21 protein-coding genes and 3 tRNA genes are annotated in these 25,528 nt (G+C 45.2%); 4 read left to right on the forward strand and 20 right to left on the reverse strand.

What is annotated here, in order from left to right:
• Positions 1 to 18: 18 nt before the first annotated feature.
• Entirely contained in the window at positions 19 to 1,104 is a 1,086-nt protein-coding gene (gene alr / locus L3V35_RS18985) for an alanine racemase (protein ID WP_017078240.1), read from the reverse strand.
• A 4-nt stretch (positions 1,105 to 1,108) separates the two neighbouring features.
• Positions 1,109 to 2,500: a replicative DNA helicase gene (locus L3V35_RS18990; RefSeq protein WP_171309440.1), complete on the reverse strand. Its 1,392-nt coding sequence runs from the start codon at positions 2,498 to 2,500 to the stop codon at positions 1,109 to 1,111.
• Positions 2,501 to 2,676: 176 nt separating this feature from the next.
• Here L3V35_RS18990 and L3V35_RS18995 point away from each other — a divergent pair, with 176 nt between their 5' ends.
• Positions 2,677 to 3,576: a DUF481 domain-containing protein gene (locus tag L3V35_RS18995; protein ID WP_065205751.1), complete on the forward strand. Its 900-nt coding sequence runs from the start codon at positions 2,677 to 2,679 to the stop codon at positions 3,574 to 3,576.
• A 218-nt stretch (positions 3,577 to 3,794) separates the two neighbouring features.
• Here L3V35_RS18995 and rplI read toward each other — a convergent pair whose 3' ends face one another.
• The 5 genes from rplI to rnr form a co-directional block, all read right to left on the reverse strand.
• Positions 3,795 to 4,247 (reverse strand): 50S ribosomal protein L9, encoded by a 453-nt coding sequence (gene rplI / locus L3V35_RS19000; protein WP_004735854.1) that lies wholly within the window; start codon positions 4,245 to 4,247, stop codon positions 3,795 to 3,797.
• 38 nt (positions 4,248 to 4,285) lie between these two features.
• On the reverse strand, positions 4,286 to 4,513 hold the full coding sequence (gene rpsR / locus L3V35_RS19005) for a 30S ribosomal protein S18 (protein WP_000090472.1): 228 nt from the start codon (positions 4,511 to 4,513) through the stop codon (positions 4,286 to 4,288).
• A 132-nt stretch (positions 4,514 to 4,645) separates the two neighbouring features.
• Positions 4,646 to 5,059, reverse strand: a complete 414-nt coding sequence (rpsF, locus tag L3V35_RS19010) for a 30S ribosomal protein S6 (protein ID WP_004735855.1) — start codon at positions 5,057 to 5,059, stop codon at positions 4,646 to 4,648.
• A gap of 292 nt (positions 5,060 to 5,351) precedes the next feature.
• Positions 5,352 to 6,092 (reverse strand): 23S rRNA (guanosine(2251)-2'-O)-methyltransferase RlmB, encoded by a 741-nt coding sequence (gene rlmB / locus L3V35_RS19015; protein ID WP_004735856.1) that lies wholly within the window; start codon positions 6,090 to 6,092, stop codon positions 5,352 to 5,354.
• 219 nt (positions 6,093 to 6,311) lie between these two features.
• Positions 6,312 to 8,810, reverse strand: a complete 2,499-nt coding sequence (rnr, locus tag L3V35_RS19020; protein ID WP_017078239.1) for a ribonuclease R — start codon at positions 8,808 to 8,810, stop codon at positions 6,312 to 6,314.
• A 248-nt stretch (positions 8,811 to 9,058) separates the two neighbouring features.
• Here rnr and L3V35_RS19025 point away from each other — a divergent pair, with 248 nt between their 5' ends.
• Positions 9,059 to 10,468 carry an amidohydrolase gene (locus L3V35_RS19025; RefSeq protein ID WP_237300478.1) on the forward strand — a complete coding sequence of 470 codons (1,410 nt, stop codon included), beginning with the start codon at positions 9,059 to 9,061 and terminating at the stop codon, positions 10,466 to 10,468.
• 187 nt (positions 10,469 to 10,655) lie between these two features.
• Here the strand turns inward: L3V35_RS19025 and L3V35_RS19030 are convergent, their stop codons facing one another.
• Both L3V35_RS19030 and L3V35_RS19035 read right to left on the reverse strand, forming a co-directional pair.
• Positions 10,656 to 11,291 carry a tetratricopeptide repeat protein gene (locus L3V35_RS19030; protein WP_004735859.1) on the reverse strand — a complete coding sequence of 212 codons (636 nt, stop codon included), beginning with the start codon at positions 11,289 to 11,291 and terminating at the stop codon, positions 10,656 to 10,658.
• A gap of 332 nt (positions 11,292 to 11,623) precedes the next feature.
• Positions 11,624 to 12,940 (reverse strand): adenylosuccinate synthase, encoded by a 1,317-nt coding sequence (locus L3V35_RS19035; RefSeq protein ID WP_017078237.1) that lies wholly within the window; start codon positions 12,938 to 12,940, stop codon positions 11,624 to 11,626.
• 172 nt (positions 12,941 to 13,112) lie between these two features.
• Here L3V35_RS19035 and L3V35_RS19040 point away from each other — a divergent pair, with 172 nt between their 5' ends.
• Entirely contained in the window at positions 13,113 to 13,301 is a 189-nt protein-coding gene (locus L3V35_RS19040; protein WP_026012244.1) for a DUF2065 domain-containing protein, read from the forward strand.
• A 201-nt stretch (positions 13,302 to 13,502) separates the two neighbouring features.
• On the opposite strand, the gene hflC is transcribed toward L3V35_RS19040, so the two are convergent.
• From hflC to tsaE, 8 genes are all read right to left on the reverse strand, one after another.
• A complete protein-coding gene (gene hflC, locus L3V35_RS19045; protein WP_054548394.1) occupies positions 13,503 to 14,480 on the reverse strand; it encodes a protease modulator HflC in 978 nt (325 codons plus the stop codon).
• Between the two features lie 2 nt (positions 14,481 to 14,482).
• Positions 14,483 to 15,685: an FtsH protease activity modulator HflK gene (gene hflK / locus L3V35_RS19050; RefSeq protein ID WP_017078236.1), complete on the reverse strand. Its 1,203-nt coding sequence runs from the start codon at positions 15,683 to 15,685 to the stop codon at positions 14,483 to 14,485.
• A 27-nt stretch (positions 15,686 to 15,712) separates the two neighbouring features.
• A complete protein-coding gene (hflX, locus tag L3V35_RS19055; protein ID WP_004735864.1) occupies positions 15,713 to 17,020 on the reverse strand; it encodes a ribosome rescue GTPase HflX in 1,308 nt (435 codons plus the stop codon).
• Positions 17,021 to 17,064: 44 nt separating this feature from the next.
• Positions 17,065 to 17,331, reverse strand: a complete 267-nt coding sequence (hfq, locus tag L3V35_RS19060; RefSeq protein ID WP_004735866.1) for an RNA chaperone Hfq — start codon at positions 17,329 to 17,331, stop codon at positions 17,065 to 17,067.
• Between the two features lie 193 nt (positions 17,332 to 17,524).
• Positions 17,525 to 18,457, reverse strand: a complete 933-nt coding sequence (gene miaA / locus L3V35_RS19065; RefSeq protein WP_054548395.1) for a tRNA (adenosine(37)-N6)-dimethylallyltransferase MiaA — start codon at positions 18,455 to 18,457, stop codon at positions 17,525 to 17,527.
• A gap of 97 nt (positions 18,458 to 18,554) precedes the next feature.
• A complete protein-coding gene (mutL, locus tag L3V35_RS19070; protein ID WP_237300479.1) occupies positions 18,555 to 20,879 on the reverse strand; it encodes a DNA mismatch repair endonuclease MutL in 2,325 nt (774 codons plus the stop codon).
• Positions 20,880 to 20,930: 51 nt separating this feature from the next.
• Positions 20,931 to 22,652, reverse strand: coding sequence for an N-acetylmuramoyl-L-alanine amidase (locus tag L3V35_RS19075; RefSeq protein ID WP_237300480.1), 1,722 nt, complete (start codon positions 22,650 to 22,652; stop codon positions 20,931 to 20,933).
• Positions 22,646 to 23,110 carry a tRNA (adenosine(37)-N6)-threonylcarbamoyltransferase complex ATPase subunit type 1 TsaE gene (tsaE, locus tag L3V35_RS19080; protein ID WP_004735870.1) on the reverse strand — a complete coding sequence of 155 codons (465 nt, stop codon included), beginning with the start codon at positions 23,108 to 23,110 and terminating at the stop codon, positions 22,646 to 22,648. The genes L3V35_RS19075 and tsaE overlap by 7 nt, the downstream gene beginning before the upstream one ends.
• Before the next feature lie 247 nt (positions 23,111 to 23,357).
• Between tsaE and queG the strand changes: the two genes are divergently transcribed.
• Positions 23,358 to 24,500: a tRNA epoxyqueuosine(34) reductase QueG gene (gene queG, locus L3V35_RS19085; RefSeq protein WP_171331057.1), complete on the forward strand. Its 1,143-nt coding sequence runs from the start codon at positions 23,358 to 23,360 to the stop codon at positions 24,498 to 24,500.
• A 631-nt stretch (positions 24,501 to 25,131) separates the two neighbouring features.
• Here queG and L3V35_RS19090 read toward each other — a convergent pair.
• The 3 genes from L3V35_RS19090 to L3V35_RS19100 all read right to left on the reverse strand — a co-directional run bounded on the left by L3V35_RS19090 (position 25,132) and on the right by L3V35_RS19100 (position 25,477).
• A tRNA-Gly gene (locus L3V35_RS19090) sits at positions 25,132 to 25,207 on the reverse strand.
• A 56-nt stretch (positions 25,208 to 25,263) separates the two neighbouring features.
• A tRNA-Met gene (locus L3V35_RS19095) sits at positions 25,264 to 25,340 on the reverse strand.
• Between the two features lie 61 nt (positions 25,341 to 25,401).
• A tRNA-Gly gene (locus tag L3V35_RS19100) sits at positions 25,402 to 25,477 on the reverse strand.
• Between the last annotated feature and the right edge of the window lie 51 nt (positions 25,478 to 25,528).

The raw sequence follows: 25,528 nt of genomic DNA on the forward strand, positions 1-25,528 counted from the left end.
AGTTTACAAGATCCATAGCTACTTCACATACTCCATCGCAACACGTGAAGTCAGCTTAGTGACTAACTCGTACGCGATAGTGCCGATATGATCTGCTACTTCTTCTGAAGGTAAGCCTTTACCCCACAGAGTCGCTTCATCGCCCACTTGATCTGCAGCATCAGGGCCAAGGTCGACCGTTAGCATGTCCATTGACACTCGTCCTGCGATCGGTACTTTTCGTCCATTAACGAACACTGGAGTGCCGTTAGGTGCCATGCGTGGATAACCATCACCGTAACCAATCGCGATCACGCCAACCTTGGTATCACGTTCACTGGTCCAGTTAGCGCCATAGCCTACGCTTTCACCCGCTTTAACATCACGAACCGCAATCAGATGTGAGGTCAGAGTCATCACAGGCTTAAAGCCAAGTTCTTGCGCTGATTTATCAGCAAAAGGCGAAACACCGTAAGAGATGATTCCCGGACGAACCCAATCAAGGTGGCTGTTAGGCCAAGCCAATAGACCCGCAGAGGCAGCAAGTGAACGCTCACCTTCACAACCGTCAGTGAGAGATAAGAAAAGCTCAGTCTGTTCAACGGTGGTTGCTCTATCAAGTTCATCAGCACAACCAAAGTGGCTCATGTAACGTAGAGGTTTGGCAACATTCGCACATTGATGCAAACGCTCAACAAAGTTTTGGTATTGCTCAGGGCGAACACCTAATCGGTGCATGCCACTGTCGACTTTAAGCCATACCACAACCGGTGTTTCCAAATCTGCATTCTCTAGCGCGCTTAATTGCTCTTCACAATGCACCACGGTTTGAATGTTATTGGTTACCAGAATGGGTAAATCACCCGAAGAGTAAAACCCTTCCAGCAACAAAATGGGTTTAACAATACCACCAGCTCGCAGTTGCAAGGCTTCTTCAATACGTGCCACACCAAAAGCATCTGAGTTTTTCGAGTGCTTAGCGATATGCAGTAAGCCGTGCCCGTAGCCATTTGCTTTCACAACCGACATAACTTTACACTGTGGAGCCTTCGACTTTATCTGGTTCAGGTTATGTTCGAGCGCGTTTAAGTCAATGCTTGCCGTCGCTGCTTTCATATAAGTCATTAACTTACTCATCATCAAATGCAGGACCTGCATAGTTATCAAATCGGGAGTGTTGACCTTGGAATGTTAAACGAACCGAACCGATAGGACCGTTACGTTGCTTACCAAGGATGATCTCAGCGATGCCTTTCAGTGAACTGTCTGGGTTATAAACCTCATCACGATAGATAAACATGATCAAATCGGCATCTTGCTCGATAGAACCTGATTCACGCAAATCCGAGTTTACTGGGCGCTTATCAGCACGTTGCTCTAGGGAACGGTTAAGCTGAGAAAGTGCCACAACCGGAACGTTCAACTCTTTCGCTAGCGCTTTTAGGGAACGCGAAATTTCGGCGATCTCTAACGTACGGTTTTCAGACAACGAAGGTACACGCATTAATTGAAGGTAATCTATCATGATCATAGAGATACCATCATGCTCACGAGCAATACGTCGAGCACGCGAACGAACCTCTGTTGGTGTTAAGCCCGAGCTATCATCGATATACATATTCTTCTTATCCATCAGAATACCCATACTCGACGAAATACGCGCCCAATCTTCATCGTCTAATTGACCAGTACGAATCTTGGTTTGGTCGACGCGAGAAAGTGACGCTAACATACGCATCATCAGCTGTTCAGCTGGCATCTCTAAAGAGAAGATTAAAACCGGTTTGTCTTGCTTCATCGCTGCGTTTTCACACAAGTTCATCGCAAAGGTGGTTTTACCCATCGATGGACGTGCAGCAACAATGATTAAGTCAGAACCCTGTAGGCCTGCTGTCTTCTTGTTGAGATCGTTAAAGCCAGTATCGACACCAGTAACACCATCTTGTGGCGATTTATATAAGATTTCGATACGTTCTAGCGTCTTCTCGAGAATGCTATCAACGTTTTGTGGGCCTTCGTTTTCACTTGCTCGGCCTTCTGCAATCGCGAAGACTTTACTTTCAGCAAGATCAACCAGCTCTTCCGATGTACGACCTTGAGGGTCATAACCAGAATCGGCGATCTCATTCGCCACACCGATCAGGCTGCGAACCAGTGCTCGCTGTGCCACGATATCCGCATACGCATTAATGTTAGCGGCACTTGGGGTGTTTTTGGCTAAGTCAGCAAGGTAAGCAAAGCCACCTACGTCTTCTAGCTGCTCACGAAGCTCTAAATGTTCAGAGAGTGTAATCAGGTCCAGAGGAGAACTTTCTTCAAGGATATCCTTTACCGCTTCAAAGATCAGACGGTGAGGACGGCTATAAAAGTCTTTGGCCACAACCTTTTCAGCAACTGTATCCCAGCGTTCGTTATCCAATAACAAACCGCCAATAACAGATTGCTCAGCTTCTAATGAATGTGGCGGGACCTTGATGGCGTCCACCTGATCGTTGGCTGATTTCTGACTTTTGGTATCCACTATGACTACACTCAATAACTAATAATGATCGTTCATTATACCCAAGAACACTCATTTGTAATCCGTTCCTAAGCGTTTGTTTTATTCTTCAGGAAGAATTTACCTATTGCTGACGGAATTAACCAAGGGTAGCATTACGATCCTGCCATTCACTCACTGTATAACTAGAGGTATGCGTGTCCAAATTATTGGCTCTGAGCACTGGTCTTCTAAGCTCTGGTCTTCTAAGCACCAGCCTTCTGAGCTCTCCGTTGGCCTTAGCTGATGATGATGCTAAAGCCTCTGTCGATGCAATCCTCGACTCTATAGTAGTTTCAGAACCTACTGTTGAGCCGATCGTCGTTGCACCGACACCTGAAAAAGATATGGATATCGCACCAAGTGATACGAGTGACACAGAACTGCCGAACCCACTCAAGACGGAAGTCGAATTTGGGTATCAGTCGCATACTGGTAATTCTGATTCACGATCGCTAAATGCCCGCCTAAACGGTGAGTATACGGCTGGCCGTCATAGAACCAGTGGCGAATGGAAATACTACAACCTCTACAAAGACGGTGAAGAAGATAAAAGGCAATCGACTTACTCGGCTCAGAGTGACTACAAGTTAAGCCCTAAAACCTACCTTTACGGCAGCTTTAAAGGTGTCGATTCACGATACAGTGCTTACTTTAAAGACTACACAATATCTAGTGGTTTGGGTTATCAGTTCTCGAACACTGAAGAGTTTGTGTTGGAAGTCGAAGTCGGACCGGGTTTTCGTTACCAAGAACCTAATCTCGATGAATTGGACGACGATGACATCATCTTCCCAGAGATTGTTGAAGAGGCGATTTTCCGTGGCAATGTGAATACATCATGGCAGGTGTTGAAGAATTTGCAGCTCAAGGCTGATGTGACGTTAGTATCTGGCCACAGTAACCTGAAATTTGATACTGAATTAGAAGCGATCAACGATATTACTGACAATATTGCGCTGAAAATAGCTCACTCTCGCCAGTACCACGATAAGGTACCTGATGGATTAAGCAAAGAAGACTCTGTTCTGTCGATTAACCTGCTCTTTCAGTTCTAGTTTCAAGAGCTGTTCTAGTCTCAAGAGCAGTTCTAATCTTAAGGCCACTTCTAACCTTGAGAACGGCCTGTTCAGCAATAAGGGCTTTTGGATCACTGTAAGCTTTTTACTTACTATAACCCCTTCGCTATGTTTTCCTATATTTCAGACATAAAAAAACACCAGCCGAAGCTGGTGTTTAAAACTTTCAAAAGAAAGAATTCGTCTTGGTACTGAAATTACTCAGCTGCAACGATAGCGATTTTCGCAGTAGCAAAAACTTCAGAGTGAAGTTGGATGCTTACTTCGAATTCGCCGATGTTACGTAGAGCGCCTTCAGGTAGGCGTACTTCGCTCTTAACTACTGCAACACCAGCTGCTGTAATAGCATCTGCGATGTCACGAGTACCGATAGAACCGAATAGTTTGCCTTCGTCACCAGCTTTAGAAGCGATTGTAACGCCTTCTAGAGTGTTAACTGTCTCTGCGCGAGCTTCTGCAGCAGCTAGTTGCTCAGCAACTTTAGCTTCTAGTTCAGCACGGCGAGTTTCGAACATAGCAACGTTGTCTTTAGTTGCCATAACTACTTTACCCTGTGGGATAAGGAAGTTACGAGCGTAACCAGATTTAACGTTTACTTGGTCGCCAAGGCCACCTAGGTTACCGATTTTATCAAGTAGAATAACTTGCATTATCTTAGTCCTCTTAAACTATTGTTAACTATTACCGATTACTGATGCTTGTCAGTGTACGGTAGTAGAGCTAGGTAACGAGAACGCTTGATAGCGCGAGCTAGCTGACGTTGGTATTTAGCACTTGTACCAGTGATACGGCTAGGTACAATTTTACCAGCTTCAGTGATGTAGTTTTTTAGAGTTGCTACGTCTTTGTAGTCAATCTCTTGTACGCCTTCTGCAGTAAAACGGCAGAATTTACGACGACGGAAGAAACGAGCCATGGGCTATCTCCTGATCTAAATTTAATAATGCGGTATTAACACAGGCTTATAAATAAGCGTAAGCAAATGCTTGTAGTGAAAATACCTAAACGAGTTGAATAAAATTTAATGACCTAAAAGGCCAAAAAAGAATTACTCAGCAGCAGCTTCTGGCTTAGCTTCTTCTTCACGACGTGGTGCACGTTCTTCACGGTCATCACGACGAGGAGCACGCTCTGCACGCTCTTCTTTTTGCTTAAGCATGATAGATTGCTCAGTCACAGCGCCTTTAGTGCGCATGATCATGTTACGTAGAACTGCATCGTTAAAACGGAAAGCAGTTTCTAGCTCGTCCATCACTTCTTGGCCAGCTTCAACGTTCATAAGAACGTAGTGAGCTTTGTGAAGTTTGTTGATTGGGTAAGCCATTTGACGGCGGCCCCAGTCTTCTAGACGGTGGATAGTACCGCCAGCTTCAGTGATTGAACCAGTGTAACGCTCGATCATGCCAGCAACTTGCTCGCTTTGATCAGGGTGAACCATGAATACGATTTCATAATGACGCATTTGGTTGCTCCTTACGGATTATTAGCTTCCACGAAAGGCTCGGTCGTCCAAGGGAAGCAAGGAACTAAAGAAAAATGACCGAGTTTTAAGGACGGCAAATATTATAGAAAGAACCCGGTATTGGCAAGCGGTATTTGGCTAATAATGAAACAGTTTTTCTTTCGCCATCTAGCCATCTGTGATTCTGTCAATTTGTCACTCTACGCCCTAAAAAGAAACGCCCACCAGCAAATGGTGAGCGTTAATAAATTCATAGACTTAGAGTCGTTTTGCCTTTTAACTCAGCTTAACCCTATTGAGCTAGGCGCTGACGTACCGCTTCGAACAGACAGATGCCTGATGCTACCGAAACGTTGAGGCTCGACACGCTGCCTGACATTGGAATCTTAATTAGGTCATCACAGGTTTCACGCGTTAAACGACGCATGCCGTCACCTTCTGCACCCATAACTACCGCAAGAGGACCCGTTAGCTTCGCTTGATAGATATCATGCGTTGCTTCACCTGCGGTACCCACGAACCATACACCCTGCTCTTGCAGTGCACGCATTGTACGAGCTAGGTTGGTTACGCGTACTAGAGGAACGGTTTCAGCTGCGCCACAAGCAACCTTACTTACGGTTGCCGTTAGCGGCGAAGAGCGATCTTTAGGTACGATAACAGCCGCCACACCCGCAGCATCCGCGTTACGTAGACAAGCACCTAGGTTATGAGGGTCTGTTACGCCATCTAGAACCAACAGCAGAGGCTGTTCGTGCTGCGCTAGGATATCGTCTAGGTGAGTTTCATTAAGCTGCTTAGCAGGCTTCACCTTAGCAATAAGACCTTGGTGATTTGCACCCTGTGCTTTTTCATCAAGCGGCTTACGGCCCATTTGTTGAATCGACACACCAAATTGCTGCAGTTGATTCAGTAATGGAAGAAGACGATCGTCTTGACGACCTTTAAGCACGTACGCTTCAATAAAGCGCGCTGGATCTTTTTCTAGTACGGCTTTCACCGCGTGAATACCGTAAATAAATTCGTTACTCATTGTCTCTGGTTACTCTTATTGCTCAGAGATGAATGACATCAAACCCGATGCACCCACCCCTGTGTTGTTTATTTCGAGAGTATGCGTCTTGCGCCTGATACTCTCGCATTAAAATCTTTTCGCGTTAAAGTCATCTCGCGTTAAAGTCATGTCGCATTAAATTAGCGCTGTGCTAAACCTAACTAGCAAAGCGCCTTATTAAGCTTAAGACTTATAAACTTAAGACTTATCAGCCTTTGGCTTACGACTTGCAGTACGCTTTTTCTTAGCTCGCGCCTTCGCAGCACCGGTTTTATTCGCTGACTTCTTCTTAGCTGAACTTTCAGAGCTACCGTCTGGTCGCTTAGTAGGTTCAACTAAAGGCGTCGCAGGTACACCCGGCTTATTACTCTTCACCGCTGAACGCTTCTTGCTTTTCGCCTTTTTCATCGCTTCAGCTGCACGCTTCTTGGCCGTTTTACCTTTACCACGAGGCTGACGATCGGTGTCTTCTAAATCAAAGTCGATTTGGCGAGTTTCTAGATTAACCGCAGAAACCTTCACTTTAACCGAATCACCTAAGCGGTAGATGTTACCTGAGCTTTCACCGACTAAACGCTGACCAACAGCATCAAATTGGTAGTAATCATTCGCTAGCGCTGAGATATGTACCAAGCCATCAATGTGCAGTTCAGTGAGACGCACAAAGAAACCGAAGCCAGTCACGTTGGCAATCACGCCATCCATCACTTCACCGACATGGTCTTGCATGTACTCACACTTCAGCCAGTCGTTCACTTCACGCGTAGCATCATCAGCACGACGCTCAGTCATTGAACACTGCTCGCCGTAGAAGTCCATATCATCGAAAGTGTAGTGGTAACCACCCGTTGGCGTCCAACGCTCACTCTGACGGCCTTCTTCTTTCGCAATAAGGTACTTAATCGCGCGGTGCAATAGCAAATCTGGGTAACGACGAATTGGCGAGGTAAAGTGAGCATAGCGTTTAAGAGCTAAACCAAAGTGACCTGCGTTGTCCGCGTTGTATACCGCTTGCTTCATCGAGCGCAGTAGCATGGTTTGGATTAACTCACGATCTTCACGCTCATTAATCTGTTGCATCAGTTGTGCATAGTCTACTGGTGATGGCGACAGGCCACCTTCCAGCGTTAAACCTAGCTCACTAAGAAAGCTCTTAAAGCCCGTTAAGCGCTCTTCTCCCGGAGTATCGTGAACACGGTACAGTGCAGGTTCTTTCGCTTTTTCTACGTAAGACGCCGATGCGATATTCGCAAGAATCATACACTCTTCGATGATCTTGTGTGCATCGTTACGGATGACTGGTTCAATACGGTCGATCTTACGATCCGCATTGAAGATGAATTTCGTTTCGACCGTTTCAAACTCAATCGCACCACGTTCGTCACGCGTTTTCTTAAGTACCTTGTACATCTTATGAAGCTCTTCAAGATGTGGTACTTCAGGCTCGTAACGCTCACGAAGTTCTTCATTGCCATCTAAGATAGCGCCAACTTTGTTGTAAGTCAGACGGGCATGAGAGTTCATTACCGCTTCGTAGTGCTTGTAACCCGACAGTTTACCTTTGTCTGAGATAGTCATCTCACACACCATACATAAACGGTCGACTTGAGGGTTTAATGAACATAAACCATTAGAAAGGACTTCTGGCAGCATTGGCACAACTTGTGACGGGAAGTATACCGAGTTACCACGGTTAATCGCTTCTTTGTCTAGCGCGGTATCTGGGCGAACGTAGTAACTTACGTCAGCAATCGCTACCCACAGGCGCCAGCCTCCGCCTTTCTTCGCTTCACAGTAAACCGCATCATCGAAGTCACGCGCATCTTCGCCATCAATGGTAACCAATGGCAGTTTGCGTAGATCAACACGTCCTTCTTTTGCTTCTTCAGGAACGTGCTCACCGAGGTTTACGATTTGCTTATCTACCGCTTCAGGCCACTCTTGTGGGATCTGGTGAGTACGGATCGCGATCTGCGTTTCCATACCCGGAGCCATGTTTTCACCAAGAACTTCGGTCACTTTGCCCATCATGTTACGAGAACGACCACCACGATCCGTAATTTCAATCACTACCACATTACCCATTCGAGCACCGCCTTTATGCTCAGTAGGGATCTGGATGTCGTGACTAATACGCGAATCATCAGCAACCACGTAAGAATGGCCGTATTCTAGGAAGAAGCGGCCAACAAGTGGGGTTTTACGCTCTTCAAGAACACGAACCAAACGACCTTCACGACGACCACGTTTACTGTTGTCAGTAGGCTGAGCCAGTACGTAATCACCGTGCATGATGGTTTTCATCTGGTGATGCGGCAACACGATATCATTGTCTTTACCCACGCTGCCGTCTGGGCGAACCCAACCATGACCGTCTTTATGACCAATCACATAGCCTTTAATCAATTCCATCTTCTCAGGTAATGCGTAGCACTGACGACGGGTAAAGATAAGCTGTCCATCACGTTCCATTGCACGTAAACGACGACGCAGCCCTTCATATTGTTCCTCTCCAGCAAGACCCAAAGCTTCGAATAGATCGTTACGGTTCATTGGGATATTCGCGTCTGTTAGAAACGAAATAATGAACTCTCGGCTTGGTACTGGGTTTTCGTAATTTTTCGACTCTCGGTCGGCAAAAGGATCAACAGTGGTTGTCGCTGTCGTGTTTTCTGACATTGGTGTGTTTTTTGACATAGGCGGGCCTGCTTAAGCAAGGAATGTATATACCCCTAGTATATCTGATGCTAGGGGTAAGCTACAGATATGCTTTGGAAAAGCCTAAAATAACCTAAGATTGATACATATCTTCACTTTGTGAAACATCGCTTCATAGAGGCGGACTATCATCAAAATTTCAAGCAAACGATAAAACAAACGTTTGCGCCATGAATGAAATACACTATTATCCTGACACTTTACCAACTCCTGTTCTGAGTATTGATATGAAACTAAAACGCACCCTATTGGCTTCAGCAATGGCAAGCCTCGCTCTATTTCCATTTGCGAGTTCAGCAATGGAAAAAGCTGACTTGATGATTACCGATGCGATGGTTCTAACCATGAACCAAAACAAAACGGTTTATGAGAGCGGTACTGTTGTCGTAAAAGACAACAAAATCATTGCCGTTGGTGATGCTTCACTAGAGAAGCAGTACCAAGCGAAACAAGTGTTAGACGTGGATGGCGATATCGTGATGCCGGGTCTCATCAATACTCATACTCACGTATCGATGACGGTTTTCCGCTCGCTGGCCGATGATGTGCCTGACCGTCTTCACCGTTATATCTTCCCTCTAGAGAAGAAACTGGTATCGCGAGACATGGTGCGTATTGGCGCTAACCTTGGTAATGTCGAAATGGTTAAAGGCGGTGTCACGACTTACGCCGACATGTACTACTTCGAAGATGAAGTGGCGAAAACCGTCGATAAGATCGGTATGCGAGCCATTCTTGGTGAAACCGTTATTAAGTTCCCAGTCGCTGATGCGGCTAATGCTGAAGAAGGCATCCAATACGCGCTGAATTTCATTGAAGAATACAAAGACCATCCGCGTATCACACCCGCGTTTGCACCACACGCGCCTTACACCAACACCACAGAGATACTGCAGAAGATCTCTAAGCTCTCTCTAGAGCTCGATGTACCAGTAATGATTCACCTTGCAGAATCACACCGTGAAGAAGAGAAAATCGCCGAGCGTTCAGATGGGCTATCACCGGTTCAATACATGGACAGCATTGGCGCACTCAACAAAAACTTGGTGGGTGCACACATGATCCTCGTTGACGATCATGATATCGAGCTGGTGAAAAAATCGGATATGGGTGTGGCTCACAACATGAGTGCCAACATCAAGTCAGCAAAAGGCGTATCTCCTGCGCTTAAGATGTACGACGAAAACGTTCGTATTGGTTTAGGTACTGATGGCCCAATGTCTGGTAACACACTGAGCACCATTGATGAATTCAACCAAGTCGCTAAAGTTCACAAGCTGGTTAATAAAGATCGTGCCGCAATGCCGCCGATCAAAGTGATCGACATGGCAACAATGGGCGCAGCAAAAGCGCTACACATGGAAGATAAGATCGGTTCTCTTGAGGCCGGTAAACTCGCCGACATCATAGTGATCGATACGAAAGCGCCAAACATGGTTCCGGTCTACAACCCATACTCTGCATTAGTTTACTCAGCTAACTCGGGTAACGTTCGCCACACCATCGTTGACGGTAAGATCATCATGCAAGACCGCGACATGCTAACCGTCGATGAAGATAAGATTCGCCAAGAAGCACTCGATTTCACTAAAGTCGTTCGTAAGACGGTGATTGAATCTGGTGAAGTTGTTCAATAACGACTAAAACTAAATCACTGCGCTTTCTGTTTAATCTAAAAAGCGGTTAAACAAAAAAGCAGTTCAGATCAAAAAAGGCCTCATAGGTATTTACCTACGAGGCCTTTTTAATACGATATCTTTCTATATCAAGATAGATGGCTAACGAGTGCAGTCGTTCACCATCAACCTTAATTAATATTCGTAATTACCAGAACACGTCTCGACGTTTTGCTCGAGCGATAATGTTGTCCGGCATTCTCTGTTCCAGACCGCTACGAAGCACGGTGATGCGTTTGTGTTGCCTATCATCCGCAGTCACCGAGTTGTATAACCAGCGGTAAGCATCTTCATAATCTAACGGGCTACCGTAATCACGCAGCAAGAGTTCCGCTAAGTGAATGCTTGCACTTAGATTACCCATAGAGGCCGCTTCACGTAAATACGGAATCGCGCGCTCTTTGTCTTGTTGAACCAAGGTTCCACGAGAATAATAACGACCTAGCTGCTCTAGTGCAGCAGGTAAACCTTGATGCGCCGCGTTTTCCATATAGTAAATGCCAAGCTCGACATCTTGTGGAACACACACGCCCCAAGCCAACATATCACCGTATAAAAACTCATAAGAAGGCAAGCTAATACGCGTCGCACGAGCAACGATATCTTCAACTAACTGGCACTTATCAGCTTTCACTCGCTCTAGATGTTGATTATTCTCGATTAAATTAATCAGTTCAGCTTCTGTATATATTGGAACGGGCTCTCCCACGTCAGTCAAATTTGCATGACTCAAGGGTGAGCTCAGCGCCATTATTAATGAAGCTGCTACAATTCGTAGCTTCATACCTGCACTCTATTATCTGTCGCTAAAGTTATCTATTGAGGGCCGCAGAGGATTTCTACACGCACAAAACAGGGTGAACTTCACTTTCCATGATATCTGTATCGGCAATAACCCTGACGGCTTTAGACAAAACTTGCCGCTAATGGGCAATATTTTGCCTGATGACGCTTAAAAGATCACCATCAAAGAGTGCGTGGCTAAATTGCAGGTATTAAAAAGCCGACTTAATAAAGTCGGCTTTTATAAAACTATTTCATTATCAGAGCACTTTAATTAACAAAGCACTTTAATTACCACAGCACGGTTAGTGCCTGGTAATCACTCAGCGGGCATTATGCGCCGTATGGGTGAACCTTGATGATAGTTTCGTTACGATCTGGGCCAGTTGATACGATATCAATTGGAACGCCAGTTAGGTCTTCGATACGCTTGATGTAATCTAGAGCAGCTTGTGGAAGCGCGTCGATAGATTTAGCACCAAATGTGTTTTCAGACCAACCAGGCATTGTTTCGTAGATTGGCGTCGCTTCTTCGAATGACTCAGCAGCCATTGGAGAAACTTCTAGGATAGAACCATCTTTCATCTTGTAACCAGTACAGATTTTTAGTTCTTCTAGGCCATCTAGAACGTCTAGTTTAGTTAGACAGATACCAGATAGAGAGTTGATTTGGATTGCACGACGCATAGCAACAGCATCGAACCAACCAGTGCGGCGTAGACGACCAGTCGTTGCGCCAAACTCGTGACCAACATCGCCTAGGTGCTTACCAACTGGGTCTTGTTTTTCAAGGCCATCGTATAGCTCAGTTGGGAATGGACCTGAACCAACACGAGTACAGTAAGCCTTAGTAATACCAAGGATGTAACCGATGTGACGAGGACCAAAACCAGAACCTGCAGCAACACCACCAGCAGTCGTGTTAGAAGACGTTACGTATGGGTAAGTACCGTGGTCGATATCTAGTAGCGTACCTTGAGCACCTTCGAACATGATCTTGTCGCCGCGCTTACGTGCTGCGTCTAGTTCGTCAGTTACGTCGATAACCATCGCAGTTAACATGTCTGCGTAGCTCATCGCTTGCTCAAGAACTTCTTCGTAGCTTACTGTTTCAGCTTTGTAGAAGTGCTCTAGTTGGAAGTTGTGGAATTCCATAACTTCTTTTAGCTTCTCAGCAAATGCTTCTTTATCGAAAAGGTCGCCAACGCGTAGACCGCGACGAGCAACTTTATCTTCGTAAGCAGGACCGATACCACGACCCGTTGTACCGATAGCTTTAGCGCCACGAGCGATTTCACGCGCGTTGTCGATTGCAATGTGGTACGGAAGAATTAGAGGACAAGCTTCAGAGATGAAAAGACGCTCACGTACTGGGATACCGCGATCTTCAAGAGGTTTCATTTCTTTAAGAAGTGCGTCAGGCGATAATACTACACCGTTGCCAATAACACATTTAACGTTATTGCGTAGGATACCTGATGGAATTAAGTGAAGAACGGTTTTCTCACCGTCAATTACAAGTGTGTGACCTGCATTGTGACCGCCTTGGTAGCGAACCACGTATTTTGCATCTTCAGTTAAAAGGTCAACGATTTTACCTTTACCTTCATCACCCCATTGGGTGCCTAGAACGACTACGTTATTTCCCATCTTTCCAATTTCTGTTGCTAATTAAAAATGGATTCTAGCACCGAATCACATTTCTTGCAGTCATTTTTTGTTCATAATTGTTAAAGCTAACGACAAGCAAATTTGCAATGACACCGCGAAGATCCTTAAAGATGCTGATATTATTATCTTTTTACAGGCAAAAGGCAGCAACATGTCTAATTCTATCTGGCTCGCAATCGGGCTTGTTCTTATCGTTGAAGGGCTGGGGCCCTTGATTGCACCCAATGGCTGGAGAAACATGGTTGCTCAATTAAGCCAACAGCCAGACACGCAACTGCGTCGAATTGGCGGTTGCCTTGTGGTTGCCGGCGTCGTTATCGCTTTCATGACCTACCGCTAGGCTTTCTCAAAGCACAGCTCTGTCGCTCGATTTCCCTCGAGGACGTAATGGCCAATATTCAGTCTTCAGTCTTTAGTCTTTAGTCTTTAGTCTTGAGTCTTGAGTCTTCAAAGAATAGAAAACAAAAAGGCTCCCATAATAGGAGCCTTTTAAGTGTTAACGTATTTTGCTTATTGAGTTAAGCATCCACAACGCATCAGCTTATTTTGCTGGAGCGCCGCTCGCTTGATTCATGTATTGGAAGAAGTCAGTCTTCGGATCCAGTACTAGAATGTCGCTCTTATCGCTAAATGATGTCTCATAAGCTTGCAATGAACGCATGAAGCCATAGAACTCAGGATCTTTACTGTACACATCAGAATAGATCTTCGCTGCTTCTGCATCTGCATCACCACGAGTGATTCGAGCTGTACGGTCAGCTTCTGCAAGAACTGTTGCTACTTCTAGCTCAGCTTGAGCACGGATAACTTCTGCTTTCTCACGACCTTGAGAACGGTGTCTACGAGCAACCGATTCACGTTCTGCACGCATACGGCGGTAGATAGATTCACTGATTTCGTCAGGAAGGTTAATCTTCTTCATTCGGAAATCAACAACTTCAACACCTAAATCAGCCATCGCACTTTCTGACGTTCCAGACAAAACGTTTTCCATGATCTTGTCGCGTTCGCCATCAACTTCTAGAGCTTCTGCAGCCGCTACCGTTGTAACAACTTCGCTATCAGCAGAGTCTGGCAGGATGTCCTTATTACGAGGGCCTGACACGATCTGCTTAATTTCACGAGCACCAATTTCAGAACGAAGAACATCTGTCACTTTACGCTCAAGAAGTGCTTCTGCCGTCATGATATTGCCGCCACCGGTACTCAGATAAAAACGTCCAAAATCAGCAATACGCCATTTTGCGTAGGTATCAATTAGAACGTCTTTTTTCTCTGATGTTACGAAACGGTCAGAACGACCATCCATCGTTTGAATACGAGCATCAAGTACTTTTACGCGGTCAAACAGTGGCAGTTTAAAATGCAAGCCTGGTTCATAGATTCGTGATACGCCGTTGTCATCGAGAACTCGACCAAAACGAATTACCATGCCACGTTCGCCTTCTTGAATCACAAATAGTGACATCAATAGAAGGGCAATCGTCACAACTAATACAGGGATCATTAATTTACGCATTATTAGTATCTCCCTTGACGTGAACTGTCTGAACGAGTTTGAGTGCTAGACTTTGGATCCGCTTGAGTTTCTAACTCAATTTGATCGTAAGTTGATGATGCTTTTGCAGGGCGAGTGCCCGACTGAGAACCACCTTGTGCGCCTAGCTTATCAATTGGTAGGTATAGCAAGTTACCGCTTGATTCAGAATCAATCAGGACTTTCGATGTGCTTGAGTACACTTTTTCCATTGTATCAAGGTACATACGGTTACGTGTTACTTCAGGAGCAGCTTGGTATTCAGGTAAAAGCTTCTCGAACTGAGCAACCTGACCCAAAGCACCATTAACAATACGCTCAGAATAACCGACCGCTTCTTTCTTCAAACGCTCAGCTCGACCTGTTGCTTTTGGAAGAATGTCATTTCGGTAAGCTTCAGCTTCACGTTCAAAACGCTCTTCATCCTCACGAGCCGCGATAGCATCATCAAATGCATCTTTCACTTGCTCAGGTGGACGTGCTGACTGGAAGTTCACGTCAACAATCAGAATACCCATGTCGTAGCTATCAATAATACGGTTCAACGTTTCTTGAGTGCTCTGACGAATCTGCTGACGACCACTTGTTAGGATACTATCCATTAGTGAGTCACCAATTACCGCACGAAGCGCAGAATCAGTTGCTTGGCGTAAGCTATCATCCGCATCCGTTACACGATACAAGTACTTGTACGGGTCAGAAACACGGTATTGAACGCCCATTTCAACCGTCACAACGTTTTCATCTTTCGTTAGCATGGTGCCAGAAGCACGTAGAGAACGAATCGCTTGAACGTTAACCAGTTGCTCATCTTTAATTTCATCGATGAAGCGTGGGTGCCAGTTAAGACCCGGTTCTTCGATACGGTCGAATTGACCCAGTCGAAGTACAACGGCTCTTTCTGCTTCGCCAACGGTGTAGAAACCAGCGAAGAACCAGATAGCAATCGCAATGACAGCAATGACACCAAAGCCAATCGCACCGCCACCACCAATAGATGGCCCGTTACCGTTGCCACCTTTTTTACCAAACTTGCCACCTAACTTTTGACTTAGTTTACTAAACACTTCGTCTAAGTCTGGCGGTCCTTGATCTCGGCCGCCGCGATTATTGTTCTTACCCCAAGGGTCATTATCGCGGCCGTTATTATCGCCGTTGTTATTATTTCCAGGCTCATTCCACGCCATTAGAAAGCTCCATCATTTGATATGACGTTATACTGTAGCAGTCTCTTTGGTAACGATAAAGTCACCTAAGAGCGCCCCTTCTCTTTTTTCAAGTTTAGACCAATCTATTTGTTGCATTCGGATATCTATCAACAAGTTACCATTTTCATCATACTCTTCCTGTTGAATACATTTCATCTCGAAGAATAAGCTGCGAATACGGCCTTGATGTTGATGTGGAATACACAACCGGAATTGAACCATTTGACTCGCTAAACGCTCAGTTAAAGCCTCAAACAGCAGTTCAATCCCTTCTCCTTCCATTGCAGAAACCCAAACAGCGCGTGGTGCGCCCTCTTCGTCTCTTTCAATTCGAGGTTTTTGGTCTTCCATGCAGTCAATTTTGTTCATGACTACAAGGGTTGGCACTTCATGAGCATCGATTTCTTCTAATACTTCATGAACAGCCTGAATGTTCTCACGAAAGCGGTCATCACTGGCATCAACAACATGTAACAAAATGTCAGCTTCCTGCGTCTCTTGTAACGTAGCCTTGAACGCAGCGACCAAGTCGTGTGGTAGATGACGGATAAAACCTACGGTATCTGCGAGAATTGCAGGCCCGACATCTGCCAATTCAATCTTACGTAGTGTTGGGTCTAGAGTTGCAAACAGTTGGTCTGCCGCATAAACACCTGCACTAGTGATTTGATTGAAAAGTGTTGATTTCCCTGCGTTGGTATAACCAACCAAAGAAATTGTTGGGATTTCAGCTCGATTACGAGCACGTCGTCCTTGTTCACGCTGCTTAGCCACTTTCGCTAAACGACGTAATATCGCTTTTATACGGTCACGCAACAAACGTCGATCGGTTTCCAGTTGAGTTTCACCTGGACCACGAAGACCAATACCACCTTTTTGCCTTTCAAGGTGAGTCCAACCACGAATCAATCGGGTAGAGATATGACGAAGCTGAGCGAGCTCAACTTGTAGCTTACCTTCATGAGTTCGCGCACGTTGTGCAAAGATATCTAAGATTAAACCCGTGCGATCAATCACACGACATTTACACAATTGCTCGAGGTTTCGCTCTTGGGCAGGAGAGAGAGAGTGGTTAAAAATCACAATTTCAGCACCGGTCAGCTGAACGGCTTGAGCGATTTCTAGGGCTTTACCTTCTCCAACGTAGTATTTAGGGAGTGGGGATTGTCGGCTACCAGTAATCACTTGTAGCGTTTCTACCCCCGCTGAGGAGACCAGCATTTCACATTCGCTTAGGTCTTCCCATTCTCCCTCTTGCGTGAAGTTGATATGAACAAGTACGGCTCGCTCGCCGGATTCATAACGGTCAAACAAGCAACCAACTCCTTATTACAGCGTAAGCTGTATCAATTGAACGATTAATCTTCAGTCTTCTCTGGACGATCAGATGGCGCACGCTGTTGCTCGCCGCTGTGGTGACTAACTGCACGAGCAGGAACCACAGTAGAAATCGCATGCTTGTAAACCATTTGGTTTACTGTGTTCTTCAATAAGATCACGAATTGATCGAAAGACTCGATCTGACCTTGCAGCTTGATGCCGTTAACAAGATAGATAGAGACTGGAATGCGCTCACGACGGAGTGCATTTAGGAATGGGTCTTGTAGCGATTGCCCCTTAGCCATTTTATTTTCCTTATTTATATTTTGTTGTAATTATTTAGCTAGTGGTGCACAAAAAGGTGCGGCCTTTGCATCTGAGCTAAACGAATAAAAAAACTCCGTTGTTATTGAAAGGCTGTGATTTTTAAAAGCCTCAATAACTGATCCTTTTCAGAGTATATTCACGCAAAAAGCGATCACATTATACACAGCAATACTAATCAGATGCTATTGCATCTGAAAGAGTTTCTAACGCCTGATCAATGTTTTCGCTATCCAACCAAGTTAAATCATCCCAACTGCGTAACCAGGTGATTTGTCGCTTGGCCAATTGACGGGTTGCGCAGACACCACGGAAAACCGCTTCGTCTAAATCGCAATTCCCATCTAAATAATCCCACATCTGCCTATAACCAACGCATCGGATCGATGGCAGTTCAGGGTGAAGATCGTCTCTGGCATATAACGCCTTCATCTCATCTTCAAACCCCGCCTCTATCATCTTCTCAAAGCGAAGTTCAATACGGCGATGGAGCTCTTTCCTTTCCTTGGGAGCTATTGCAAATTGTTTTACACGAAATGGCAGGCTATCGCCTTTCGTTTGAGTTAGCTCTGTTAATGTTTTACCCGAAATTCGGTAAACTTCCAATGCCCTTGAAAGCCTTTGTGGATCATTTGGGTGTATTCTTTCAGCGGATACGGGATCTATCTCTCTTAATTGATCATGCAATGCCTGCCAACCCTGTTCAATAGACTCCGCTTCAATCTGCTTTCGAATCTCTTGATCCGCGGCCGGTAATGGCGATAAGCCTTCCAACAATGCTTTGTAGTACAGCATTGTGCCACCAACCAGTAACGGAATTTTTCCTTCCGCTACAATCTTATTCATTTCATTGATCGCATCACGACGAAAATCTGCCGCAGAATACGCTTCGCTTGGATCGAGAATATCAATCAAACGATGGGGCGCGAGCGCGAGCTCTCCTGCATCCGGTTTAGCGGTGCCGATATCCATGTCTTTGTAGATCAATGCTGAGTCGACACTGATGATCTCTACTGGGTATTTCTGACGTAAGCGGATAGCTAAATCTGTTTTTCCTGATGCCGTAGGGCCCATTAAAAACAACGCTAAAGGTAATTTTTCAGTCATGATATTTTGTATTTGTTTCTCTGTTAGAGCGCTTTATAAAAAAGGGCTTTGTGTCGCGACGTATTCAGCTAAAAAGACAAATGCCATCGCGAAAAAGTTAAACCGTAAACGCGGCTATGGTCGCTGAAAAGTCGATAGGATTGACAAACTCTGGATCATCTAATGGAAGTAGACCATGCCAAAGCTGTTCAAGTTCCCCAACTAGTTGAACCGCTTCAGATAAAGTGTAGTCGCTTTTTACTTGTGCCGTTTGAATCCCGATCCAGTTGACCAATGATGGCAACATATCGTTAAAAACATTAGCAGCGTTAGAAACATTATCTGCGTTAAAAACAGTAGCAGCGTGATTATCGACAATCTGAGCGTTTAATGAAGCCGCGTAAGATAACAGATCTGGGATCAAAATTTGTAAGTTTTGCTGCCTCAAAGGAGAAGGCACGCCCATCACCATTACCGCTTCACTGTTTCGCGCCTTAAGCTCAATCCCCAATAACGCCAGTGTTTGGCTCAACGCCTTAGCAACCTCGACAAGTTCACTACCAAGCTTAATCGATAAAGGCACCAATAGCGGTTGGCTTTTTAACGCCCCTTCTCGAGTATCAAGTTGGCCAATCACACGTAACAATTCCGCTTTGGCTAGAGACAGCAATACGCTGCCGTTTTTGTTTCCCATTACCAAATATTGGCGTTCCACTACCGAGACGGCTTTGCCTAAGTCCGTCACAGGTGCTCTTGGCTTTGAATGAACAGGATTCTGTTGAGCAGGCTTAGCTTCTCTATTTTCTATGTTTTCTATGTTTTCTTTATTTTCTATGTTGTCTCTGGTTTCAACTGGTGCCACATGCCCTTGAGGAGATGATGGAGCTACAACTTGATCATCAAAATCTGGCGTTTTCAGAAGCTCTTTGTAGGCTTTCACTTCTCGCTTAGAGGGCGCGGGTTCAGCATGATGCTGGTGTGGCTCTTTCTCTTTTTTAGGTTCAGGTCGAGACTCGATCCACTCTTGACGAGGAGACCCGGTAAAACTGGTGTCGCGAGGCGACGAGCCTGTGTTAGCTGACGAACCTCGGCTAGGTGACGAACCAAGACTCGATGAAGAACCTCTGTTAGACGATGAACCTCGGTTGGCTGTTGATCCATAGTGTTGCCCACCATCATTAACGCTGTGTTGAGGTTGCTCATAAGCGCGCTCAGACTCTGCTTTTCTTGGGTATGAAGGCGTTTGCTCAATAGCATGTCGCGCCCTTTCAGATGGAGGGCTTTGATCAGATACTGGGTTTTGATCCGAATAAACAGGGACAGTGCTTTCTTGCGTTGGGTAACTAGTCACATCACTAGATTCAGGCATTGCATTATCTTGCTGATAATTCGTTGCTTCTGATTGATGAAACGCAGACTGCTTGATTGGTACCGCATTAATCTGTTTGCTTTGGGCTAGTCCATCACTCAATGCCTGATAAATGAAATCATGCACAAGGCGAGCTTGGTGGAAACGCACTTCATGTTTTGCAGGGTGAACATTCACATCCACCTGATGCGGGTCTAATTCAATAAACAGTACATAAGTTGCGAATTGGTCTGGACGCAGGCTAGTCTCATAGCTTTGACGAATCGCATGATTGATCAGCTTGTCACGCATCATACGACCATTCACATAGCAGTATTGCAGATCGCTTTGTTGTCTTGCTCCTTCTGGCGTGGTGATCCAGCCATGAAGCTTTAGGCCTTGATGCTCAAGTTCGATCTTAAGCATATGACGAACAAAAGGATTGCCACATACCGCAGCGATGCGTTTTTCTGCTTGAACTTGTGTTTTGGCAGCGCGGTACTGACGAATCATTTTGCCGTTATGACGAAGGTTAATCGTCACATCAAAGCGACTCAATGCGATGCGTTTAAGCAGCTCATCGATATGCGTGAATTCGGTTTTCTCGGTGCGTAAGAACTTGCGGCGTGCTGGCGTATTGAAGAACAGGTCCAACACCTCGACCGAAGTACCAATGGGATGCGCCGCAGGCTGCAGTTTCACCTGCATGTCACGGCCTTCACTGTGTGCTGCCCAAGCTTGATCTTGAGTGGCAGGGCGTGAAGTCATGGTTAATCGCGCAACAGAGCTGATACTCGCGAGCGCCTCACCACGGAAACCAAGGCTGACGATCGCCTCAAGGTCATCAAGGGTATGAATCTTAGAGGTAGCATGACGGCTCAGCGCTAAGGCAAGCTCATCTTTGACGATGCCCTTGCCGTTGTCACGAACGCGGATCATCTTAGCGCCACCTTTCTCGATATCAATATCGATACGTGTGGCACCTGAATCCAAACTGTTCTCAACCAACTCTTTTACAACAGAGGCTGGTCTTTCTACCACTTCACCCGCTGCGATTTGGTTAGCTAACCGAGCTGGCAGTATTTTGATCGTCATATTTACAGCTACCTTACTGCCATTGATGGAAACATGTCTGCGTTAAAAAGCTTACTTGTGCGGAATAATCAACACCTGCCCTACCGCTAGGCTGTCAGATCGTAGCTTATTCGCTTGGCGAATACTGTTAACACTCACGCCGTATTTCGACGCAATCTTGCCAAGATAATCACCTCTTGCGACTTTATGTTTACGCAGAGGGACATCTTTCACTTCAACCGTAATACGTAGCTTCTGACCCACTTTCAATGTTTCAGACTTCAAGCGGTTCTCACGTTTGATATCTGCCACCCGTACTTTGTAACGGCTGGCTATCTTGCCTAGGTACTCTCCAGACTTAACCGTGTGGGTTATGGTCTTGGTTTTCACTGCGCTGCTTGATGATGACCCTGAAGCACTGCTTGGGATCTTAAGCACTTGGCCGATCGCTAGGCTGCTCGATTTCAGATTGTTGAATTTCATCAACGTCTGTGTCGACGTGCCATATTTACTCGCAATCACAGACAGAGACTCACCACGAGACACTTTATGTTGGCTCACGCTACCCGTTGACGACGTTGCATTAGACAGGATAATCCCTTCTGGCGGGTTAGCCTTCAAATACTTAACAACAGCTTTAGTCACTGCTCGTGCCAATTTATCTTGGTGCGAACGTTGGAAAAGAAGCTTCTCTTCCGTTGGGTTTGAAATAAAGCCCGTCTCGACCAATACCGATGGAATTTGTGGTGAGCGTAATACCGCTAAGCTGGTGTTAATCGGCTTACTGTTATGCAGCTTCGCGACTTTACCCATTTCAGACAGAATCGCCGTTGCCAGTTTGTAGCCCTCTTTTTGAGAGTGACTAAACTGCAAATCAAGCAGGGTTTGGTTTACGTTCTTATCATCAATATTGCCAGTGAAAGCCGCACCACTGCCACCGAGTAATTCAGACTGCTTCTCTTTGTTCTCGATCCATCGAGAGATCTCAGTATTTGCGCGTCGAGTATTCAACACAAACACCGAACCGCCTCTTGGTTGAGGGGTAGTAAAAGCATCCGCGTGAATAGAGATAAACAGATGAGCTTCGTTTTCACGAGCAATCGCGACACGTCGGTTAAGGTTTACAAAGTAGTCGGCATTACGGGTCATGCGAGTTTTGATCCCAGGAACCGCATTCAACTGTGCAGCAAGCTTACGAGAAATACTCAGAGTCGCATTCTTTTCATACTTACGACTTGGACCAATAGAGCCTGGATCCTCACCACCGTGACCAGGGTCAATCACGATCAGAATGTCTTTCTGACGTTTAACCTGATTAATATTTTTGCTCACCGTTGGTTTACTCGGCTTCGACGTCGTTATCCCCTTGCTTACCGCACCATGAGGCAGATCGATCACCAGACGATGTCCGTACTGACCACCAGGAGTCGGGCTGAGTTTAAACAACTCCGCTGTAGAGGACTTCTTCAACTCAAAAACCAAGCGATAGGTATTTTTGTCTGGCGGTGAACTCTTACGAATCTTAGATAGAACGGGGCTATCTTTCACCACGACCGGTAACTTAGTTGCAAGGTTGGTATGTTTTAAATCGACCACTAAACGACTCGGGCTACTCAAGGTGAAATAGCTAAAGTCCGCTTCTGATTTTAAGTCGATAACCACACGAGTTTCTTCTGGAGAAGGCCAAACCCTTAAACTTTTCAGTGAGTTTGCAGAAACAAGTGAAGAAAACAGTATAGAAAAAACAGCAGCCGTCATGGCTACTGCTGAAATAAGGCGTCTAGAAATCAACATAACTCCAACTGACTAAGTAAGCGCTGTCCGTATTCACTATTAGCGGTTAAAGAAACAATACGGTGATCGTCTTGGTAACGAATATCAATGTCCAAATCGGCTTCTGGTAGCATCCCATAGCCTTTCTCAGGCCATTCAACCAAACAGATAGCATCTGGTGTGAAGTAATCACGAATCCCCATGAACTCTAATTCTTCAGGATCGGCTAAGCGATAAAGATCGAAGTGATATACCTGCCAATCGGCAAGTTGATAAGGTTCAACTAGAGTATACGTTGGGCTCTTTACATTTCCTTGATGGCCAAGTGCTTTTACAAAGCCACGACTGAAGGTCGTTTTACCTGCGCCAAGATCACCATGCAGATAAATAGTCGTCTGCTGTGAGCAAAGATTAGAAAGCTCCGTCCCTAATTGAATCGTTGCTTGTTCATCTTTCAAAGTAAATTGTTTCGTGCTCATGAATACGTTCTCTAAAAATCGATCGTTGACTATATAAAAATCAAAAGAACAAGAATAGTAAACCGTGATGCTTTTAGTAGACAAGCACTCAAGTGTAAGTTCTATGAAAAATACTGATCAAAACACGTCAGTTCTGGTCAATATCACTAAGATCCGTTAAGATCCGCCCCCATTTTTGCCGAACCTAGTTTTAATTAGCCTTATCTCTAATTGTAAAACAGAGAAAATAAGAATTAAGAATGAAGCCATGAATCTAGACCATCTTGCTGAAAAAATTAAAATCTGGGGAAAAGAGCTAGGCTTTCAAAAAGTTGGCATCTGCGATGTTGATTTAAGTGAACATGAAGCCCCTCTTCAAGCATGGCTAGATGCTGGCAACCACGGCGAAATGGATTGGATGGCTCGACATGGAATGATGCGTGCACGTCCTGATGAACTTCATCCAGGCACCATTCGAGTGATCAGCGCCCGAATGAACTACCTGCCACCAGAAGCTCAGTTTGCTTCTAACCTAAGCGATACCACTCAAGGCTATATCAGCCGTTATTCCTTAGGCCGCGATTATCACAAATTGTTCCGTAACCAGTTGAAAAAGCTGGGACAAAGAATCGAAAAAGAGGTCGAAGGTTTAGACTCACGTCCTTTCGTGGATTCAGCGCCTATTTTAGAAAGACCGCTCGCTCAAAAAGCGGGGCTAGGTTGGACAGGTAAACACTCGTTAATTCTCGATAAAGACGCGGGCTCTTGGTTCTTTCTAGGAGAGCTATTGGTTAATATCCCGCTTCCTGTTGATGAGCCCAGTGTTGATGAGTGCGGCAAATGCACCGCATGTATCACTTCTTGCCCAACGGGTGCCATTATTGCTGATGGCGTAGTGGATGCTCGAAAATGTATTTCGTACTTAACCATCGAATACGATGGTGTGATCCCTGAAGAATTTAGAGACGCAATTGGTAACCGTATTTATGGTTGTGATGACTGTCAGTTAGTTTGCCCGTGGAATCGTCATGCCGAACTCACAGAGCAAACAGACTTTCATCGTAGAGAAGATTTCCAAGAAGCCGATCTGGTTTCACTTTCAAGTTGGGACGAAGCAACCTTCCTAAAGAAAATGGAAGGCTCAGCAATAAGACGTATCGGCCACACCCAGTGGTTGCGCAATATCTTTGTTGCTATGGGCAATGCGCCATTTCAACAACGCATTGTTGAAACACTAGAATCTCATCAAGGCAAAAACGAAATGCTAGATGTGCATATTGAGTGGGCTTTGAATAAACAACTACAACAGTTGCCGAATGCCAGTAGCATCCAAGAAGGCAAGAATAAAGTCTCCACCAAAAAGCACAGACTTATCCGTATCGTGGAAAAAGGACTACCGAGAGACGCCTAGCCTTTAGGTACCAACGATTGGCGGACTAACGGACGCCAACAGTCCAAGATTTAAGACAACTCGTTGCACATAATTTTAGAACAATGTTTGACCTTGTTCTCAATTTCAGCAATGTGGAAAAAATTCAGAACTCTCGTAAACTTCCGACACTCTCACAAAGTTAAACACAGTACAGATAAATGATTAAGATCAAAAAACAACAAGTTAACGATCTTTTATCAAATTCAAGATAAACACTCAAACTGATAAAAAACAACAAGTTACGATCGCCACAATTCAGCTAATATATTGAAAACAAGAAAGATCTTTTGGGGATATGTAAAGAATTAAGTCTGAAATAACTTTATCAACCAAGTTATCCACACCTAACATTTTGTGGATAAGTCTGTTTATAGATGTGAAAAACCTCAAGTATCTGCTTCAGAGACCTGATGTTTACTAGCATTCCAGTTGCTAAGAAAAATTTAAGACAAAAAAATATCCACCATGATGGAGGATTATTTGCTTTTTGGGGGGATTATGCTTCGCAGCATTAAAGAAAGAGCGTGACCTTTAAGGTCGTCTTTAAACTCTGTGATCTAAAGAAAAACACGGTGGCTTAAAGAGTCTTAATAGCTTTTTAGAAGAAAGCTGGAGCGATACATCGGGTTCGAACCGATGACCTCAACCTTGGCAAGGTTGCGCTCTACCAACTGAGCTAGTATCGCATTAGTTAATCGCGGCTCTTACTGCCTTGGGCAATAAATGGCGCCTAACTGTAATGTGGTTGCGGGAGCCGGATTTGAACCGACGACCTTCGGGTTATGAGCCCGACGAGCTACCAAACTGCTCCATCCCGCGTCCGGATGCATTATTTGAGTTAATGACTCTATATTTCCAACATCAATCCTAAGAAAGAATTTGGAGCGATACATCGGGTTCGAACCGATGACCTCAACCTTGGCAAGGTTGCGCTCTACCAACTGAGCTAGTATCGCATTAGTTAATCGCGGCTCTTACTGCCTTGGGCAATAAATGGCGCCTAACTG

The organism is Vibrio sp. L5-1 (genome assembly GCF_021728315.1).
Lineage (GTDB): Bacteria > Pseudomonadota > Gammaproteobacteria > Enterobacterales > Vibrionaceae > Vibrio > Vibrio splendidus_K.